At 39.1% G+C, this 276-nt stretch carries 1 protein-coding gene; it reads left to right on the top strand.

Annotation, left to right across the window (positions count from 1 at the left end; translation table 11 throughout):
• Positions 1–276 (top strand): iron chelate uptake ABC transporter family permease subunit (locus SB717_RS35505; RefSeq protein WP_410907628.1); only part of this gene is annotated, 276 nt, incomplete at both ends.

The raw sequence follows: 276 nt of genomic DNA, 5'->3' as shown, positions 1-276 counted from the left end.
ATATGGAATTGGGTCTTCTTCACCAGGTGGATTAACACCTGTGAAATTAGCTTTAGCAGGTGCAGCTATTAGTGCTTTATTAGGGGCAATTTCATCTGGAATCGCATTGTATTTTAATCTTGCCCAAGAGGTGAGCATGTGGAATGCAGGCGGAGTTGCTGGAGTGAAATGGCAAAGTATTAATATGTTAGTGCCAATTGGCCTTGTTTGTCTTTTTATCGCAATTATGATGTCGAGATATATTACAATTTTGAGCTTCGGTGAAGAAATTGCAAT

It is taken from the genome of Priestia sp. SIMBA_032 (assembly GCF_046535215.1).
GTDB classification, from domain to species: Bacteria; Bacillota; Bacilli; order Bacillales; family Bacillaceae_H; genus Priestia; species Priestia aryabhattai.
This window is presented reverse-complemented; position numbering and strand designations above follow the sequence as displayed.